The sequence below is a fragment of the Amycolatopsis mongoliensis genome, from assembly GCF_030285665.1.
Taxonomy (GTDB): Bacteria; Actinomycetota; Actinomycetes; order Mycobacteriales; family Pseudonocardiaceae; genus Amycolatopsis; species Amycolatopsis mongoliensis.
In genome coordinates this window covers 2,919,775-2,936,372 of record NZ_CP127295.1, presented here as the reverse complement: position 1 = coordinate 2,936,372, position 16,598 = coordinate 2,919,775, and the positions used below count along the sequence as shown (strand labels likewise).

Here is a 16,598-nt window from a genome sequence, read left to right as displayed (position 1 = left end):
TTGTGCACACCACAGTGGAGTTTCAGCAGTTCATGGCCAAATCTGTGCTAGTACAGATGACCAACTGCACTAGGTCAGGAGTGGTCGTGAAGTACGTGGTCATCGCCGAAGAGCTGCGCGGCCGGATCGTGCGCGGCGACCTTCCGCCGGGTGCGCGGGTGCCCTCGACCCGGCGGCTCGCGGCCGACCACGGCGTGGCGATGGCGACCGCGGCCAAGGCACTCGCCCTGCTGAGCCAGGAAGGACTGGTGCGGGCGGAGCCGCGGTCCGGCACGGTCGTCGCCGCCCGTGAGCGCCGCGGCGGCAGCCAGCAGGCGCTGTCCCGCGAACGGATCGTGCGCACGGCGATCGACATCGCCGACGCGGAAGGGCTGGCCGCGCTCTCGATGCGTGGGGTCGCGGCCCGCCTCGGCGCCGCGGCCATGGCGCCGTACCGGTACGTCACCGGCAAGGACGAGCTGGTGCTGCTGATGGCCGACGCGGCGTACGGCGAGCGCGGCTATCCCGGGACTCCGCCGCCCGGCTGGCGCGAGCGGCTGACGCTCGGCGGCCGGACGCTCTGGTCGCTCTACCGCCGGCACCCGTGGCTGGCCCAGCTCGCGCCGATCACCCGCCCGTTGCCGCTGCGCAACCTCGGCATCCACGCCGAGTGGGCGCTGTCGGCGCTTTCCGAGCTGGGCGTCGACGCGGCGACGCTGTGCGACCTGCACGTGCTGTTCTTCAGCTACGTCCAGGGCATCGCGATCCACCTCGAACGCGAGCAGCACGCGCTCGCCGCGTCCGGGCTCTCCGAGGAGCAGTGGATGGACCGCCAGACGCCCTTGATGGCGCCGATGACCAGCGGCAGGCCGGTGTTCACGAAGATGCTCCGGGAGCTCGAGGAGACCGGCTACGACCTCGTCCTGGACGACATCTTCGAGTCGGGCATGCGGGCGCTGCTGGACGGCCTCGCGCTGCGCTACGGGCGTTAAGCGGCGCAGGAGCCGGTGGACACGTTCGCCGACTGCGACGGCGCCGCGTCGACCTCGGCCCGCACCTGCTCGGCCGTGAGCGTGAAGCCCGTCTCCGGGTCCTCGACCGCCGCGCCGAACACGACGCCGATGACCTGACCGTCCGGGGTCACCATCGGGCCGCCCGAGTTGCCGCTGCGGATCTCCGCGCGGACCGTGAAGACGTCCCGCTGGACGGTGTTGGCGTCGTAGATGTCCGGGCCGCGCAGGTTGATGCGGCCGCGCACGCGCGCCGGCGTCGCCCGGTACGGGCCGTCGAGCGGGTAGCCGAGCACGATCGCGCTGTCGCCCGCCCGCGCGGTCTCCGCCGCGAACTGCAGGGCCGGGGCGCGCAGCCGCGGCACGGCGAGCACCGCGATGTCGACCTCCGGGTCGAAGTACACGACGCGCGCCGGGTAGTCGCCCTGGGTCGTCTCGATGCCGACGGTGTCGGTGCCGGCCACGACGTGCGCGTTCGTCATCACCCGCTGCGGTGCGATCACGAAGCCGCTGCCTTCCAGCGACCGCGAGCACGAGCTGGCGCTGCCGCGGATCTTGACGACGCTGCCGTGCAGCTGCTGGACGATCCCGCTGCTCTGCAACGCCGGGTCCGGCGGCGAGGTGTCCGCCGTCGGGGCCTTCTGGAAGGGGTCGACGATGGACGGGAAGCCGGACGCGTCGAGCAGCTTGCGCAGCTGGCTCGGGAAGCCCTGCGCGGCTTCCGGCATGGCGTCGTTGACCTTGCCGAGCACCACCGAGCCGTTGATCGCCTTGGCCAGCCCGGGCAGGCCGGACACGGTCGTCAGCGGCGTCGCGATCAGCCACGCCACGACGAAGACGACGAGGGCCTGCACGACCGCGCCGAGCGTCTTGTCGACACCGGACAGCTTGTCCGGGTTGATCTTCTGGCGGAGCCGCCGCCCGGTGTAGACGCCGATCGCCTCGCCGAAGGCGACCAGGAACACCACGGTGGCGACCGCGAAGGCGACCTTCCAGACCGGGTCGTCGAAGAACGAGACGACGACCGGCGCGAGCTTGATCCCGGCGAGCGCGCCGAGCACGACGCCGACGAGCGACGGCAGCGCGACGATCACGCCCTGGTATGCGCCGGACACCGCCGCCAGCACGGCCAGCAGCAAGACCAGCACATCGACCCAGTTCACCGTCACTCCTCGCCCTGCAATCGCTCCTGGAACGCCGCCAGCGCCTCGTCGAGGTCCCGGACGTCGTCCGAGTCCCATTCGCGCTCCCAGCCTCCCAGGCCGAGGAGGACGGACAGCAACCCGGCGGTGAACCCCCACACGAACAGGCCGCCGACCTCGAAGGCCGGGCCCTTCCACGGCATGCCGGCCTTCTGGATCATGAACCGGTTGGCCGGGTCGACCAGGTCCGCGATCGCGACGCGGGCGACGGACGCCGTCTCGGCCGGATCGACCGCGTGCACCGGGGACGGCTCGGCCCAGTGCGCCAGCACCGGCGTCACGGCGAAGCCGGAGACCGGGACGAAAAGCTCGGGCAGCACGGCGACCGGCCGGACGCCGGACGGGACGACTCCGGTCTCTTCCTCGGCCTCGCGCAGCGCGGTGCCGACCGGGCCGCCGTCGCCGTCCTCGGCGCCGCCGCCCGGGAACGCGACCTGGCCGGCATGCGAGCCCAGCGTGTCGGCCCGGCGTTGCAGCAGGACGTCGGGCTCGCCGTCGGCCTCGCGCTCGCCGAAGAGGATGAGCACCGCCGCCGCGCGCGTGTAGGCGGCTTCGGGTGGGCTGAACCGGGTGAACGTCTTCGAGTCGACCTCGGCACTCACCTTGACCAGCGGCCGGAGCCACTCGGGAACCGACTCCGGTTCGACCAGCGGTCCGATCACGATGCCCCCTCGACTGCTGCGCGCACCTGGTCAGTGTTGCCGAACGTGCGTGGATTCGCGATGAACCGCACCTCACCCGCGGCGGTGACCAGGTAGGACGCCGGCAGCGACGACGGCACCTTCAGCGCCGTCCGGACGGGCCCGCTCGGCCCGTCGCCGTCGAACACCGACGGTAGGTGCACGCCCAGCTGGGCCAGCAGGTTCAAGCCGTCCTTCGCCGGGCTCTGGACCTGGACGCCGAGCACGCGCACGGCTCCCGGCTGCTTCGCGTACTCCTGGAGCACCGGCAGCTCGGTCCGGCACGGCTCGCACCACGACGCCCACACGTTGACCAGCACCGGAGCGCCGGCGAGAGCCTTGCCGACGTCGACGCTCGCGCCGTCGCCGAGGCAGTCCGCCTTGACGCCTTCAAGCTGCTTCACCGGCTGCACGGGACCGGCCGCGGGGCACGGTTGGAGCGCCGCCGCGGACCGGGCCGGGGCCAAGGCCGCGGCGTCATCGGACGGCTTCGCGGCGCTGTCGCCGCCCCCGCGGGGCAGCAGCGCGACGATGAGCGCCACCGCCAGCACGGCGGCGGCCAGCGCCCATTTGGTGACGGTCGTCACCGGGGCGCCGCCAACGCCAGGATGTGGTCCTTTTCGACACCCTTGACGAGCTTCGCGGCTTCTTCGAACCCGGTCGGGCCGGCACCGTAGGACGGGCAGTCCCTGGCCAGCGGGCAGGCGCCGCAGGCGGGCTTCTTGGCGTGGCAGACGCGCCGGCCGTGGAAGATCACCCGGTGCGAGAGCATCGTCCACTCCTTGCGGGGGATCAGCTCGCCGACCGCGTGCTCGACCTTGACCGGGTCGTCCTCGGCCGTCCAGCCCCAGCGCCGGACCAGCCGGCCGAAGTGGGTGTCGACGGTGATGCCCGGGACGTCGAAGGCGTTGCCGAGCACGACGTTGGCGGTCTTGCGGCCGACGCCGGGCAGCGTGACGAGGTCGTCGAGCTTGCCCGGGACCTCGCCGCCGAAGCGCTCGACGAGCGCCGCGCCGAGGCCCATCACGGAGTTCGCCTTGGCCCGGTAGAAGCCGGTGCTCCGGAGGTACTCCTCCAGCTCGGTGCGGTCGGCGCCCGCGTAGTCGGCGGCGGTCCGGTACCGCTTGAACAGCGCGGGCGTGACGAGGTTCACCCGGACGTCGGTGGTCTGCGCGGACAGCACGACCGCGACCAGCAGTTCCAGCGGAGTGGTGAAGTCGAGCTCACAGTGGGCGTCCGGATACACGTCGTCGAGGCAACGCTTCATCCGCCTGGCGCGTCTCACCAGAGCTAACCGGCTTTCACCAGCGCCCTCACGGGGGGCGTTCGTGGTGGCAGGTGGCACCCCGATAGCCTACGGGCGCCGTCGGACGAGCCGGTCAGTGCACCGGTGGACGACCGACACGCCAGAGCACCACCTCGGCGCAGTTTTCCGGCCGCCATGAGCGAGGATCTGGAGTAGATGCTTCCCATTGAGTGTTTCGGGGTCCGGTCATGACTGTCTGGTTCGTCATCCTGGTCCCCCTGGTGATCATGTTCTTCGCGCTGTTCATGGAGCGCGTGGAAAGCCGGCTCAAGCACGTCGCGGTGCAGGAGAACGAGGTCGAAGAGTTCCTCGAGCAGGCGCAGCCCAACGAGGTCAGGGCGCTCTACGGGCACGGCATCGGCCGCGCACTGGAGCTGTTCCGGCTGCGTAGGCTGGGCGGACGGGCGGCCAGGCTACGCGCGCGGCGCGTGCGGAGTTAGGCTCCACGTTCGAACGAGATCATCTGGCGGGCGCGCGTCCGACAGGCGATCTCGCGAGTACGCCCTAGACTGACGCGCAAGTGATCGGCGTCACGCTCTTCCAGCTCATGAGGAGGGCGTGAACGTTTCTCGACGAGGAGGCACCCGAGGTGGATGAAACCCTGGCCCGTGCGGGCATTTTCCAGGGTGTGGAGCCGGCAGCGGCGGAGGCGCTGGCCCAGACCTTGGAATCCGTGGAGTTCCCCCGCGGCCATGTCATCTTCAACGAGGGTGAACCCGGCGACAAGCTGTACATCATCCAGTCCGGCAAGGTGAAGATCGGCCGCAAGTCGCCAGACGGCCGGGAGAACCTGCTGGGCATCTTCGGCCCGTCGGACATGTTCGGCGAGCTGTCCATCTTCGACCCCGGCCCCCGGACGTCGAGCGCGACCACGGTCACCGAGGTCCGCGCGGTCACGATGGACCGCCCGGCCCTGCGGCAGTGGATCTCGACCCGCCCGGAGATCGCCGAGCAGCTGCTGCGCGTGGTCGCGCGCCGCCTGCGCCGGACGAACAACATGGTCGCGGAGCTGATCTTCACCGACGTCCCCGGTCGCGTGGCGCGGGCGCTGCTGCAGCTCGCCCAGCGGTTCGGCAGCCAGGAGGCGGGCCTGCTGCGGGTCACGCACGACCTGACGCAGGAAGAGATCGCCCAGTACGTCGGCGCCTCGCGCGAGACCGTCAACAAGGCGCTCGCCGACTTCGCCCACCGCGGCTGGCTGCGGCTCGAGGGCAAGAGCGTGCTGATCCTGGACCCGGAGCGGCTCGCCCGCCGGGCCCGCTGAGTTCTTGTACTGAGAAGGCCTCCTCACCCTGGTGAGGAGGCCTTCTTCACACTCTGCGACGAACACGGTCGTCAATCAACAAAGAGCCGGGCGCCACCCCCGACGTGGCGCACCGGCTCTTTGTTCGTCGCGCGGACCATCCCCCGACGATCCGCGCTCCCCGCCCTCCGGACCAGGCCCCGACCCATATGCCGGAGGGAGTTGGGTTGTGTGCTGTTGTTCAACCATCACGGCCCATACCCACGAATTCAAGGCCATTCACTCTCAAGGACGCCGTGCACGCCGTTTTGTTGCACGAGTTCACGGAGAATATCGTGAGTGTTACCCGATCGAGACCTCACGTGATCCACTTCCAGTCTGCCGGTGACGCACCTGACCGTCAAATAACTGGTACCGACGTACCACTCTGCGGCATACTGGTACGCGTGTCCCACTCTGCAGGTCGTACGTCTCTGGCCGACTACCGCAGCGCGCTGACGACCCGCGCTGCCCGGTGGCCCGCCGTCGCGTCCGTGCTCGCCCGCCTGCCGATCGCCATGATCGGCATCTCCGCGCTGCTCTACGTCCAGCGCGAGACCGGGTCCTTCGCCGCCGCCGGGCTGGTCTCGGCCGGCTCGCTCGTCGGCGTCTCGGTGGGCGCGGTGATCCAGGGCAGGCTGATCGACCGGTTCGGCCCGACGCGGCCGCTGCTCGTCGTCGCCCTGCTCCTGGCGCTGTCGATGACCGCGCTGGTCACGGCGATCGAGGCGCACGCGTCGACGGCCGTGCTGGTGGCGTTCGGTGCCTTGACCGGCCTGTCGGAACCGATGGTCGGCTCGGCGTCCCGCGCCCTGTGGACCCGCCTGCTCCCCCCGGGCGGCGCGCGCAACGCGGCGTTCTCGTACGAGGCGATCAGCATGGAGGTGTTCTTCATCCTCGGCCCCGGCCTGGCCGGACTGCTGGTGCTGGCCCCGTGGGCGGGGACCGGCCTGGTGCTGGGCGTCGCGCTGCAGTTCGCCGGCGCGGTGCTGTTCGCGTTGAGCCCGGCGGTGCGGGCCTGGCGGGCGGCTCCGGCTTCCGGCGGTTCGCTGCTCGGCGCGCTGGCGAGCCCGGGTATGCGGACGTTGGCGCTGGCCGCGCTCGGCTTCGGCGTGGTGATCGGGTTCGTCGAGGTGGCGGTCCCGGCGTCGGCGACGGAGGCGGGGGCTCCCTCGTTCGGCGGGTTGCTGCTTTCGGCGTGGTCCCTGAGCTCGGTGGCGTTCGGCGTGGCGTACAGCCTGCGCCCGTGGCCGCGGCGCATGGGCCTGCGGTTGCCGGCCCTGCTCGGCGCCTTCGGGGCGCTGGTGGCGCTGCTCGCGTGGCCGTCGTCGCTGTGGGGCCTGGCGCTGATGATGCTGCTGGCGGGGGCGTTGATCACGCCGCAGTCGACCGCGCATTCGTCGGCGATCGAGCTGGTGGCGCCGTCCGGGACCGCCGCCGAGGCGTTCGGCTGGGTCCTGACGGCGGTGACGCTGGGGCTGGCTGCCGGGCAGTCGGTCAGCGGGTACGTCGTGGAGCACGCCGGGCCTTCGGCGGCGTTCCTGGCCGCGAGCGTGGCCGGGATGGTGCTCGCGGGGGCGGTGTGGTTGCTGCGGGGAACGGTCCGCGAGCCTCAGCAGGCCCCGGCGGTTTCGGAGCTGGTCGGCGCCGGCCGGTAGGTCCGCCGCGGCTCGTCGTGAGTGAGAAACAGTGTTCTAACACTGTTTCTCACTCACGACCCCTGGCCAGCGGTCGCTCGCGCCGATTTTGTCGGTGCCTCCCGCTAGCTTGCGGGGCATGGACGTCACCGCGCCTGCCCACCGCCTCTCGGCGGCCGTCTCCGCTGCTTCCCGGCTGCTGCCCGCCCGCGCCGGGCTGCGGCTGCGGGCGGACGCGGCCGGGCTGACGGTCGCCGGGAGCGACCCGGATCTCGCCGTCCGGTTCGCCTGCCCGGCGACCACCCACACCGACGGTTCGGTCGCCGTCCCCGCGGCGCCGTTCGCCGAGACGCTGCGGATGCTCGACACCGACCTGGTGCGCCTGGTCGTCGAAGGAAGCCGCCTGGCCCTGCGGCTCGACAACGCCCGGTTCGCGCTCCCTCTCCTGTCCAGCGAAGCCGGTCTGCCGACGCCCGAGCCACCGCAAGTGTCCGAAGTGGACGGCGCGATGTTCGCCTCGGCGCTGCGGATCGTCGCGGGAACGGCGTCGAAGGACGACCCGCTGCCCTTGTTCACCGGCGTCCGCGTACAGGCGGCCGACCACCTGACCCTGACCGCGTCCGACCGCTACCGGATGGCGGTGGCCCGGCTGCCCCTGCGTGCACCGGGCTCGTTGGACGTCCTGGTGCCGGCGACCCTGCTCACGGAGGCCGCGCGCCAGGCGAAGGGCAACGTCGGCCTGCACGCGGGCCGGGGCCGTTTCGGCCTGAGCTGGGACGGCGGCCTGGTCGGCACGGCGGTCCTCGACGCGGGCTTCCTGTCCGAGGACTCGATCCCCTCGGCGGCGGTCGACACGACGGTGACCCTGAACGCGGACGCCCTGGCGGCAGCGGTCCGCCGCGTCGGGGTGTACGCGGAGGACAGGCGCGTCCTGACCTTGGAGGTCGGCGGCTCCCAGGTCCGCTTGGCGAGCGCCCGCCAGGACACGGGCGAGGCGGAGGAGACACTGAAGGCGGACGTCAGCGGCGGCCGGACGTCCCCGTCGTTCCAGGCGAGGTACCTGCTCGACGCATTGCAGGCGTTCACCGGCGAGCGGGTGGTGCTGTCGATCCAGCCGGGGATGCGGGCGTGCATCCTGCGACCCGAGGAACCCGGCGAGGTGCGGCTGACGTACTACCCGATGCCGATGCTGGCCCGCTGAGGCGCCAGACGGGTACTTCGAGGAGGCTTGATGATCGTCGAGACCACCGCCGGTCGGGTTCGCGGTGCGCAGGGCGCGTTCAAAGGAATCCCTTACGCCACGGCGAAACGCTTCGAAGCGCCGGCACCGCCCAAGCCGTGGAAGGAAGTCCGGGACGCGCTGGAGCCCGGACCCGCCGCGCCGCAGCCGCCGTCACGGCTGGAGCATGCCCTCGGGCCGATGCCGCTGCCGCAGAGCGAGGACTGCCTGTCGCTCAACGTCTTCACCCCGTCGGCCAGCGGGAGCCGTCCGGTGCTGGTGTGGATCCACGGCGGTGGGTTCTCCAGCGGCTCGGGCGGCCAGGTCTGGTACACCGGCACGCGCCTCGCCCGTGAGGCCGACGCCGTCGTCGTGACGCTCAACTACCGTCTCGGCGCCCTCGGCTTCCTCGCCCTGGACGGCGTGCCGCCCAACCTCGGCGTCGCCGATCAGCTCGTCGCCCTCGAGTGGGTTCGGGACAACATCGCCGCGTTCGGCGGGAATCCCGCCGACGTCACCCTCGGCGGGCAGTCGGCCGGCGCGCAGTCGGCGCTCACCCTGTGGTCGTCGCCGCGCGCCAGCGGGCTCGTCAAGCGGATCGCCCTGCAGAGCGCACCCCTCGGCATGCGACCGTCCACAGGGGACGAAGCTGCGGAGAACGGCCGCCTGCTGCAGGAAGAACTCGGCGAAGACATCCGCACGGCACCCACGGAGAAGCTGCTCCGAGCTCAGCTCGCGGTCGCAGCCAAGACCGCGAAGCCCGGTTCACTGGAACCGCCGTTCCAGCTGGTCGCCGACGGCGATCTCGTCGCGGAGGACCTCATCGAGGCCGCACCGGAGGGCCCGGCGCTGATCAGCTGGACGCGCGACGAGCTCCGCGCCTTCGTCCCCGGCGCGCCACAAGACGTCGTCGACAAAGCGACGAACACCTTCTTCGCCGGGGACATCCCCCGGCTCGCCGGGAGGCTCGACGCCTTCGTCCACCGCTTCGACTGGCAAGCGCCCGGCAACCGGTTCCAGGCGTGCCACTGCATCGACATCCCGTTCCTCTTCGGAACTCACGACGTCTGGGACGCGCCGATGCTCGAAGGCGCGCCGAAGGGCCTCGAAGCGGAAACCGGGCTGCGCGAAGTCTGGGCCGCCTTCCTGCACGGAAAGCGGCCCAGCCCGACGTGGGAAGCGATCAGGCCGATGCAGCCTTGACGGCGGCCTCGACTTCGGCGAAGGAGGGATTGACCATGGCGGTCGACCCGACGATCACGGTCGGGACCGTCTCGTTCCCGTTCGCGACCTCGCGCACGCGCGCGGCCGCGTCCGGGTCCTCCCAGATGTTGATCTTCCGGACGTTGAAGCCGCTCCTCGACATCGGCCGGTCGAGCGCGGCGCAGAACCCGCACCCCGGGCGCCAGTAGAACTCGACCTCGACGTTGCTCATCCCTGTTCCTCCGACCGCAAGTAGTCCAGCTGCGCCTGCACGCTCAGTTCGGCCGGCGCCCACAGTGCCCGGTCGACGTCGGCGTACACCACCTCGACGACCTGGCGCGGGGTGGCGTCCGCACCGAGCACCTCCAGAGCTGAACGCACCTGGTCGAGCCGCTGTTCCCGGTGGGCAAGGTACTCACGGGCGGTCGCGGGCAGATCGAGGAGCTCCGGACCGTGGCCGGGCAGCCCGACGGTGCCCGCCGGCAGCTCGATCAGCTTCCGCAGCGAACGCAGGTAGTCGCCGAGGTCGTGCAACACCGTGGTGCCGCGCCCGAGGATGGTGTCGCCGGTCAGCACGTGGCCGTCGAGCACCAGCGACACCGAGTCGCCGGTGTGTCCCGGCGTGTGCAGCACGCGGATCGAAAGGCCGCCGGCCGAGATGACTTCTCCGTCCGCAAAGGACGATGCGGCGCGGCACAGCGAAGGGTCGAAGGCCCGCACCGGCGCGCCGACGCGCTCGGCGAACCACGGCGCGCCCTCGGCGTGGTCGGGGTGGAAGTGCGTCAGCAGGACCAGCTCGACCTCGCCGGCCGCGGCCAGCAGCTCGAGGTGGTCGAGGTCGTGGTAGCCGGGATCGACGACGACGGCCGGGGTCGACGGCGTCGCCCGCAGCACCCAGCTGTTGGTGCCTTCGAGCGTCATCGACGACGGGTTGTTCTCCAGCAGCACCGACGCCGTCTCGGACACCTGGCGCAGCACGCCGTACGCGGGGGCGGTCATCGCTTCTCCAGCACGACACGGACGTGGTCGTCCTCGAGGATGAGCGTCGGCGCGATCCGGACGATCTCCCGCGGCGCGTTCAGGATGTCGTCGGCGGTGGCGAACTCGGCGAGCTCGCTCAGCGTCAGCCAGGTCGGGGGCATGAGCATGCGACGACCTTCGCGCGCGTCGGCGATCGCGTCCTCGGGACGCTGCCAGCCGGAGCTCGACGCCTCCGACGTCGCGCCGTCGGCCTGCTGGCCCTCGGGCAGTTTCGCGACGTAGAACCGGGTGTCGTAGCGGCGCGGCTCGGCCTCGGGCGTGATCCAGTGCGCCCACGGACGCAGCAGGTCGGCCCGCAGTGTCAGGCCCGCGTCGGCGAGGAACCCGGCGAGCGACATCTCGCGCGTCTCCAGGGCCTGGCGGGCGGCCGCGTACGGCCCGACGTCGGTGAGGACCGCGTCCGCGCTGCCCGCGAGCAGCACGCCGGACTCCTCGAACGTCTCGCGCACCGCCGCGCAGGTCAGTGCCCGCGCGCGAGCGTCGTCACAGCCGAAGCGCGCCGCCCACCAGGACGGCCCCGGGCCGGCCCACGCGACCGACGCGTCGGCGTCGCGCTTGTCGACCCCGCCGCCCGGGAAGACGGTCATCCCGCCCGCGAACGGCATGCCCTTGACCCGGTGCTGCAGGAAGATCTCGACACCGTCGGCGCCGTCCCTGGCCAGGATCACGGTGGCCGCGTCCTTGGGGACCGAGGGCGGCCCGTCGGCGTTGGCGCGAGTGGCTACCCCGGCACCGACGGGGATGTCGAAGACAAACTCCTTTGGCTGCTCCACCCGGGCAACATACCGCCGTTCCCCGCCGTCCCACGCTCTGGTTGTGGCTTCCCAGACACTGGAAAAAACGCATCTTTCCTAGCGAAAGTGCGGCTTTGTACCGCAAACCTCAGGGGGCGGTCCAGCCGCGCTGGTCGCCGCCGGAGCGGGAAGCGCCGTTGAGCCGCATCTTCGCCGCCTCGGCGCGCTCGCGCTCGGCCAGCTCGGCGTGCAGCTCACGCAGCAGTGCCCGGTCGCGCTCGCTCAGGCTCGGGTCGTCGAGGTCCAGCGCCGGCAGCTCGACGACCTCGTGCATCGACGGCTTGCCCGCGGCGATCTCGCGGCCCTTCTCCGGGTCTTCGGCCAGCGCCTGCCGCAGCTGCGCGACCTCCGCCGGCGTCAGGTCGGCGGTGCGCTCCGCCCGCGTCTCGGACCGCTCGGACCGCTCCGACCGCGACTGGCGGGGCGGCTCCGGGGCCGGCGGGGGCGACACGATCGGCACCACCGGGGCGACGGGCTCCGGCGGGGTCGTCGTCGCGGTGCTCGACCGCATGCTGTGCCGGCTGCCCGAGGACTCCGCGACCGGTTCCGGCGCCACCGCGGCCGGCGCCTTGACCGGCTCGGGCCGGTACGCCGACGCGGACGACGTCGTGCTCCCGGTCACCCAGGCCGGCGACGCGGCCGCCGAAGCGGCCTGGTGGTACTCGGAGTGCGCGACACCGGGGCCGCTGACCTCGACGACGGAGTGGATCCCGGCCCGGCGCAATGCCGTGTCGACGCGGAACGCGACGGCCGGCGGATTGCCCTCCGGCCCCAGCTCCACGAGCACCACGCGCTGCGGCAGCGCGCCCGGCACGCTGCCGGCCGGGGTGTTGCGCCACACCGCGTGCACCGAGCGGACGTCCGGCAGCACCTGCAGGGTCCGGTCGAGCGCCTCGGCGATGCCGAACTCCGGGGAGTTCTCGCCGCTGAACCGGTGCGTGTTGACCGGCTCGGCCTCGTCGACCAGCAGGTCGTTCGCCAGCGTCGCGTCCGACCGGCTCATCTCGAGCACGAGCGCCAGTTCGCGCTGCTCGGCGGAGCTGACCGGGATCCGGCCCGCGATGAGCGTGCCGGTGGTCAGCTCGACCGCCTCGTCGATGTGCGCCCGGGCGATCAGCTCACGCGCCTCGGTGAGCGCGCTGTCGTCGATCCGGCCCGCCAGGGCCAGTAACAGGTTGTGCAGGCGCAGGGGCACCGAGAACCCGTCCATGGGCGGGCCGTCGTGGACCTCCACCATTGCCTTGCTCCCTCCCAGCTCGCTGGCGGGCGAGCGTTATGCGGCTACTAGCCGGTTCCCCGTCACCGCGCCCACGCAGACCAGCTCTGAGTCGGCCAGCGCGGCCCGGTGGTATCCCGGCAGGTCGAAGCGCGACGGGATGACCTCGACGCTGGGCTCTTCGTCGCCCAGAACGCGCAGCACCCGCTGCAGTTCGCCGGTCAACCTCGGCAGACCGTTCAGTGCGGTGATCAGCAGCACGCGCTTGGCCGTGCCCTGCCCGACCACACCGACGTGCCGCCAGCTCTGCCGCACTTCCCCCACATCCGGTCGACCCCGCAACGTTGCGTGGATCAAAACGGACACGGAGTCGACCGAGTTAACCCATTCGGGCGCACTCGACGTGAATGTGTACCGGTTCTCGGTGACGTCGTCTACCCCCAGCGTCGAACTGACCTGGTGCCAGTCGGCGCCGTGCGGGATGAGCCCGGCCACGAGCAGGCGGTACTCCGTCTGGTCGAGGTCAATCCTGTGCTTAAGCAAAGACCTCGGCAGGGTCCGGGCGAGCGTGCCCATCGCACCCTCGCCGAGCCAGTCCCGGAAGCGCCACAGCAGCTGGTCGGGCAGCCGCCCGGCCAGCCGGAGCAGCAGCTCGTGGGTGGACTGCTCGATGTCCGGATCCATCACTGCACCTCCACGATCAGTTCGACCTCCACCGGCGAGCCGATGGGCAGCTCCGCGACGCCGACGGCCGAGCGGGCGTGGACACCCGCGTCGCCGAAGACCTCGCCGAGGAGCTCGGACGCGCCGTTGACGACCGCGGGCTGGCCGGTGAAGCCCTCCGCGGAAGCCACGAAGCCGACAACCTTGACGATCCGCGCGACGTTGTCAATGCCCACCAGCGCGTGCACGGCCGCGAGCGCGTTGAGCGCCGACGTGCGGGCGTGCCCCTTCGCCTCTTCGGGACTGATCTCCGCGCCGACCTTGCCGGTCGCGGCGAGGACGCCGTCGACGAAGGGCAGCTGGCCGGAGGTGTAGACGTGCTTGCCGCTCTGCACGGCGGGCACGTAGGCGGCCAGCGGGGCGGCCACGCCGGGCAGCTCGATGCCGAGCTCCTTCAGCCGTTCGCTCCAGCTCACGAGATCAGCCCTTCGGACGCTTGAGGTACGCGACGTGCTGCTCGCCCGTCGGGTTCGGCAGCACGGTCACCAGCTCCCAGCCGTCCTCGCCCCACTGGTCGAGGATCTGCTTCGTGGCGTGGATCAGCAGAGGGACGGTCGCGTACTCCCACTTGGTGGCGCTCATAGCTCGGGAGCGTAGCCAAGCGGGCAAGACCGCCGGGGGCCCCCGCCGGAAATCCGCGGACGACGCGCCGTGGTGTGGTCCATCTCACGCCAGCCCCGAGCGTCCCAATGTGGCGTTCGGTGCGTCCAGCGCACCCAATGCGGCGTTCGGTGCGTTGGATCAGCACTGCGGCGCGAAGCGTCTCCGTTGAGGGTGGCGGCGGGGGCATGGGAGGAGCACCCAACGCCACATTGGGGCGCTTCCGGCCCGCTAGCGTGGGTCCGTGGAAACGTGGCGCGTGATCGCGACGGCGCTGCTCGCGGCGGCCGGGCTGCCGCTGGTGCTCGTCGTGATGGCGAAAGTGCGCGACCGGACGCAGAGCTCCGGCCAGGTCGCCGTCGGCGGGGTGATCACCTTCACGCTGCTGGTCGTCCTCGGTGTGCTCATGCTCACCGTGCTGCCCGGGCTCGTGGCCTGGGTGCTCGTCGCGGCGGTCGCGGCTGCGGTCAGCGTCATGCTGCTGGCCAGCTGAGCGCTGATTTAGGGTGAAGAAGTGACCACTTCCCATGCCGGCTGGACCGACGAGCTTGCCCGCGCCCGGCTGCACTTCGTCACCGGCAAGGGCGGAACCGGAAAGACGACGCTCGCGGCGGCGCTCGGGCTCGCGCTCGCCCGCGAAGGCCGTCGTGTGCTGCTCATCGAGGTGGAGGGCCGCCAGGGCATCGCCCAGCTCTTCGACACCGAGCCACTGCCCTACGCCGAGCAGCGCATCGCCGCCGTGCCCGGCGGGGGCGAGCTGCGCGCGCTGCACGTCGACGTCGAAGCCGCGCTGCTCGAGTACTTCGAGATGTTCTACAACCTCGGCTTCGCCGGCCGGACGCTGCGGCGGATGGGCGCGATCGAGTTCGCGACCACGCTCGCGCCGGGCCTGCGGGACGTCCTGCTCACCGGGAAGATCAAGGAGTGCGTCGGCCGCACCGAGTCCGACGGGCGGCACACCTACGACGCCGTCGTCGTCGACTCGCCGCCGACCGGCCGGGTCGTCAAGTTCCTCGACGTCACCAAGGCCCTGACCGACCTCGCGAAGACCGGCCCGATCCGCGGCCAGGCCGAGGGCGTCGTGCGGCTGCTGCACTCCGGCGAGACCGTCATCCACCTGGCCACGCTGCTGGAGGAGATGCCGGTCCGCGAGACCGTCGAGGCCGTCGCCGAGCTGGACGGCGCCGACCTGCGCCCGGGCGCGGTACTGGTCAACCGGGTCCGGCCGCCGCGGCTGCCCGCCCGGTCGGTGACCGCCGCCGCGGACGGCCGCGTCGACGCCTCGCGCGTCCGCACCGGGCTCGCGTCGGCCGGTCTGAAGCTGCCGGACGACACTTTGGACGCACTCGTAGAGGAGACTGTCGAGCACGCCGTGCGGGTCGCGGCCGAACAGCGGGCGCGCGAACAGCTCGCCGAGGCCGACCTGCCGACCCTGGAACTGCCGGACATGACCGACGGTGTCGACGTCGCGGCCCTCTACGACCTGGCCGAGGCCCTGACCGACCAGGGGGTGCGGTTGTGACCACCATCGACATCGACGCGCTGCTCGACGACCCGGAGAGCCGCGTGATCGTCTGCTGCGGCTCCGGCGGCGTCGGCAAGACCACCACGGCCGCGGCGCTGGCCCTGCGCGCGGCCGAGCGCGGCCGCCAGACCGTCGTGCTGACGATCGACCCCGCGCGGCGCCTGGCGCAGGCGCTCGGCCTGCGCGAGCTGGGCAACCACCCGAAGCAGGTGCAGGTCGAAGGCTTCGAGCCCAAGGGCGAGCTGTGGGCGATGATGCTCGACATGCGCCGCACGTTCGACGACATGGTGCGCGTGCACGCCGGCCCGGAGCGCGCCGAGCAGCTGCTGCAGAACCCCTTCTACCAGACCATTTCCACGTCGTTCTCCGGCACGCAGGAGTACATGGCGATGGAGAAGCTGGGCCAGCTCGCGGCTTCCGGCGACTGGGACCTGATCATCGTCGACACGCCGCCGAGCCGGTCCGCGCTGGACTTCCTGGACGCGCCGACCCGGCTGTCGTCCGCTTTGGACGGCCGGATGATCCGGCTGCTGACCGGCCCGGCGAAGGCCGGCGGCTGGGGTCTGCGCAAGGTCGTCAACGCGGGCTTCTCGATGTTCGCCAAGGCGGTGTCGACGATCATCGGCGGCCAGCTGCTGACCGACGCGTCGGCGTTCATGCAGGCGTTCGACAGCATGTTCGGCGGCTTCCGCGAGCGCGCCCGCAAGACGGCGGAGCTGCTGCGTTCGTCCGGGACGTCGTTCCTGGTCGTGGCCGCGCCGGAGCCGGACGCGCTGCGCGAGGCGTCCTATTTCGTGGAGCGGCTCTCGTCGGAGTCGATGCCGCTGGCCGGGCTGATCGCGAACCGGACGCACCCGGTGCTGGCCAAGCTGTCGGGCGGCGAGGCACGCGCGGCGGCCGAGTCCCTGCAGGAGGGCGACACGAACGCCCCGCTGGCCGAAGCGGTGCTCCGGCTGCACGCGGACCGCGTCGACCTGGCGGCGCGCGAGGAAAGGCTGCTGGCGCGGTTCACCCGGGCGCACCCCGAGGTGGCGTTGGCCCGGGTTCCCGCGCTGGCCGGTGACGTGCACGACCTGGAAGGCCTGCGCGCCATCGGCGTGAAGCTCGCCGGCTGAGGTGGCCTGGCTGGTCGTGAGTGGTCAGGGCGGTTAGAACCGCCCTGACCACTCACGACCAGCTGC

At 71.7% G+C, this 16,598-nt stretch carries 20 protein-coding genes; 9 read left to right on the top strand and 11 right to left on the bottom strand.

Annotation, left to right across the window (positions count from 1 at the left end):
* Nucleotides 1–86 precede the first annotated feature (86 nt).
* On the top strand, nucleotides 87–971 hold the full coding sequence (locus tag QRX60_RS14345) for a GntR family transcriptional regulator (protein WP_286001271.1): 885 nt from the start codon (nucleotides 87–89) through the stop codon (nucleotides 969–971).
* On the opposite strand, the gene QRX60_RS14340 is transcribed toward QRX60_RS14345, so the two are convergent.
* Genes QRX60_RS14340 through nth form a run of 4 tightly spaced genes read right to left on the bottom strand, consistent with a single transcriptional unit; the run spans nucleotide 968 to nucleotide 4,138 of the window.
* Nucleotides 968–2,152, bottom strand: coding sequence for a MarP family serine protease (locus tag QRX60_RS14340; protein WP_286001270.1), 1,185 nt, complete (start codon nucleotides 2,150–2,152; stop codon nucleotides 968–970). The genes QRX60_RS14345 and QRX60_RS14340 overlap by 4 nt on opposite strands.
* A 2-nt stretch (nucleotides 2,153–2,154) precedes the next feature.
* Entirely contained in the window at nucleotides 2,155–2,853 is a 699-nt protein-coding gene (locus tag QRX60_RS14335) for an NUDIX hydrolase (RefSeq protein ID WP_286001269.1), read from the bottom strand.
* Entirely contained in the window at nucleotides 2,850–3,458 is a 609-nt protein-coding gene (locus tag QRX60_RS14330) for a TlpA family protein disulfide reductase (RefSeq protein ID WP_286001268.1), read from the bottom strand. Before QRX60_RS14330 ends, QRX60_RS14335 begins: the two co-directional genes overlap by 4 nt.
* Nucleotides 3,455–4,138, bottom strand: coding sequence for an endonuclease III (gene nth / locus QRX60_RS14325; RefSeq protein ID WP_286003589.1), 684 nt, complete (start codon nucleotides 4,136–4,138; stop codon nucleotides 3,455–3,457). The genes QRX60_RS14330 and nth overlap by 4 nt, the downstream gene beginning before the upstream one ends.
* 227 nt (nucleotides 4,139–4,365) lie before the next feature.
* Here nth and QRX60_RS14320 point away from each other — a divergent pair, with 227 nt between their 5' ends.
* The 5 genes from QRX60_RS14320 to QRX60_RS14300 all read left to right on the top strand — a co-directional run bounded on the left by QRX60_RS14320 (nucleotide 4,366) and on the right by QRX60_RS14300 (nucleotide 9,518).
* Complete coding sequence (locus QRX60_RS14320; RefSeq protein WP_013230551.1) at nucleotides 4,366–4,617, top strand: hypothetical protein; 252 nt, start codon at nucleotides 4,366–4,368, stop codon at nucleotides 4,615–4,617.
* Between the two features lie 149 nt (nucleotides 4,618–4,766).
* Nucleotides 4,767–5,441, top strand: coding sequence for a Crp/Fnr family transcriptional regulator (locus QRX60_RS14315; RefSeq protein WP_003081747.1), 675 nt, complete (start codon nucleotides 4,767–4,769; stop codon nucleotides 5,439–5,441).
* A 425-nt stretch (nucleotides 5,442–5,866) separates the two neighbouring features.
* Entirely contained in the window at nucleotides 5,867–7,117 is a 1,251-nt protein-coding gene (locus QRX60_RS14310) for an MFS transporter (RefSeq protein ID WP_286001267.1), read from the top strand.
* A 118-nt stretch (nucleotides 7,118–7,235) separates the two neighbouring features.
* Nucleotides 7,236–8,297 (top strand): DNA polymerase III subunit beta, encoded by a 1,062-nt coding sequence (gene dnaN, locus QRX60_RS14305; RefSeq protein WP_286001266.1) that lies wholly within the window; start codon nucleotides 7,236–7,238, stop codon nucleotides 8,295–8,297.
* Between the two features lie 30 nt (nucleotides 8,298–8,327).
* A complete protein-coding gene (locus tag QRX60_RS14300; protein WP_286001265.1) occupies nucleotides 8,328–9,518 on the top strand; it encodes a carboxylesterase family protein in 1,191 nt (396 codons plus the stop codon).
* On the opposite strand, the gene QRX60_RS14295 is transcribed toward QRX60_RS14300, so the two are convergent.
* From QRX60_RS14295 to QRX60_RS14265, 7 genes are all read right to left on the bottom strand, one after another.
* A complete protein-coding gene (locus tag QRX60_RS14295; protein ID WP_286001264.1) occupies nucleotides 9,499–9,750 on the bottom strand; it encodes a glutaredoxin family protein in 252 nt (83 codons plus the stop codon). The genes QRX60_RS14300 and QRX60_RS14295 overlap by 20 nt on opposite strands.
* Nucleotides 9,747–10,517 carry an MBL fold metallo-hydrolase gene (locus QRX60_RS14290; protein ID WP_286001263.1) on the bottom strand — a complete coding sequence of 257 codons (771 nt, stop codon included), beginning with the start codon at nucleotides 10,515–10,517 and terminating at the stop codon, nucleotides 9,747–9,749. Before QRX60_RS14290 ends, QRX60_RS14295 begins: the two co-directional genes overlap by 4 nt.
* Entirely contained in the window at nucleotides 10,514–11,332 is an 819-nt protein-coding gene (locus tag QRX60_RS14285; protein ID WP_286001262.1) for an NUDIX hydrolase, read from the bottom strand. Before QRX60_RS14285 ends, QRX60_RS14290 begins: the two co-directional genes overlap by 4 nt.
* Nucleotides 11,333–11,441: 109 nt before the next feature.
* Nucleotides 11,442–12,590, bottom strand: a complete 1,149-nt coding sequence (locus QRX60_RS14280) for a hypothetical protein (protein WP_286001261.1) — start codon at nucleotides 12,588–12,590, stop codon at nucleotides 11,442–11,444.
* A 36-nt stretch (nucleotides 12,591–12,626) separates the two neighbouring features.
* Nucleotides 12,627–13,253 (bottom strand): hypothetical protein, encoded by a 627-nt coding sequence (locus tag QRX60_RS14275; protein ID WP_286001260.1) that lies wholly within the window; start codon nucleotides 13,251–13,253, stop codon nucleotides 12,627–12,629.
* Complete coding sequence (locus tag QRX60_RS14270) at nucleotides 13,253–13,708, bottom strand: RidA family protein (RefSeq protein WP_284745151.1); 456 nt, start codon at nucleotides 13,706–13,708, stop codon at nucleotides 13,253–13,255. Before QRX60_RS14270 ends, QRX60_RS14275 begins: the two co-directional genes overlap by 1 nt.
* Before the next feature lie 4 nt (nucleotides 13,709–13,712).
* On the bottom strand, nucleotides 13,713–13,874 hold the full coding sequence (locus tag QRX60_RS14265; protein ID WP_086679227.1) for a DUF4177 domain-containing protein: 162 nt from the start codon (nucleotides 13,872–13,874) through the stop codon (nucleotides 13,713–13,715).
* A gap of 262 nt (nucleotides 13,875–14,136) precedes the next feature.
* Here QRX60_RS14265 and QRX60_RS14260 point away from each other — a divergent pair, with 262 nt between their 5' ends.
* The 3 genes from QRX60_RS14260 to QRX60_RS14250 are packed head-to-tail and all read left to right on the top strand — an operon-like array spanning nucleotide 14,137 to nucleotide 16,532.
* Nucleotides 14,137–14,385: a hypothetical protein gene (locus tag QRX60_RS14260; RefSeq protein ID WP_286001259.1), complete on the top strand. Its 249-nt coding sequence runs from the start codon at nucleotides 14,137–14,139 to the stop codon at nucleotides 14,383–14,385.
* Nucleotides 14,386–14,406: 21 nt separating this feature from the next.
* Nucleotides 14,407–15,414 carry an ArsA-related P-loop ATPase gene (locus tag QRX60_RS14255; RefSeq protein ID WP_286001258.1) on the top strand — a complete coding sequence of 336 codons (1,008 nt, stop codon included), beginning with the start codon at nucleotides 14,407–14,409 and terminating at the stop codon, nucleotides 15,412–15,414.
* Complete coding sequence (locus QRX60_RS14250) at nucleotides 15,411–16,532, top strand: ArsA family ATPase (protein WP_286001257.1); 1,122 nt, start codon at nucleotides 15,411–15,413, stop codon at nucleotides 16,530–16,532. The genes QRX60_RS14255 and QRX60_RS14250 overlap by 4 nt, the downstream gene beginning before the upstream one ends.
* Nucleotides 16,533–16,598 lie beyond the last annotated feature (66 nt).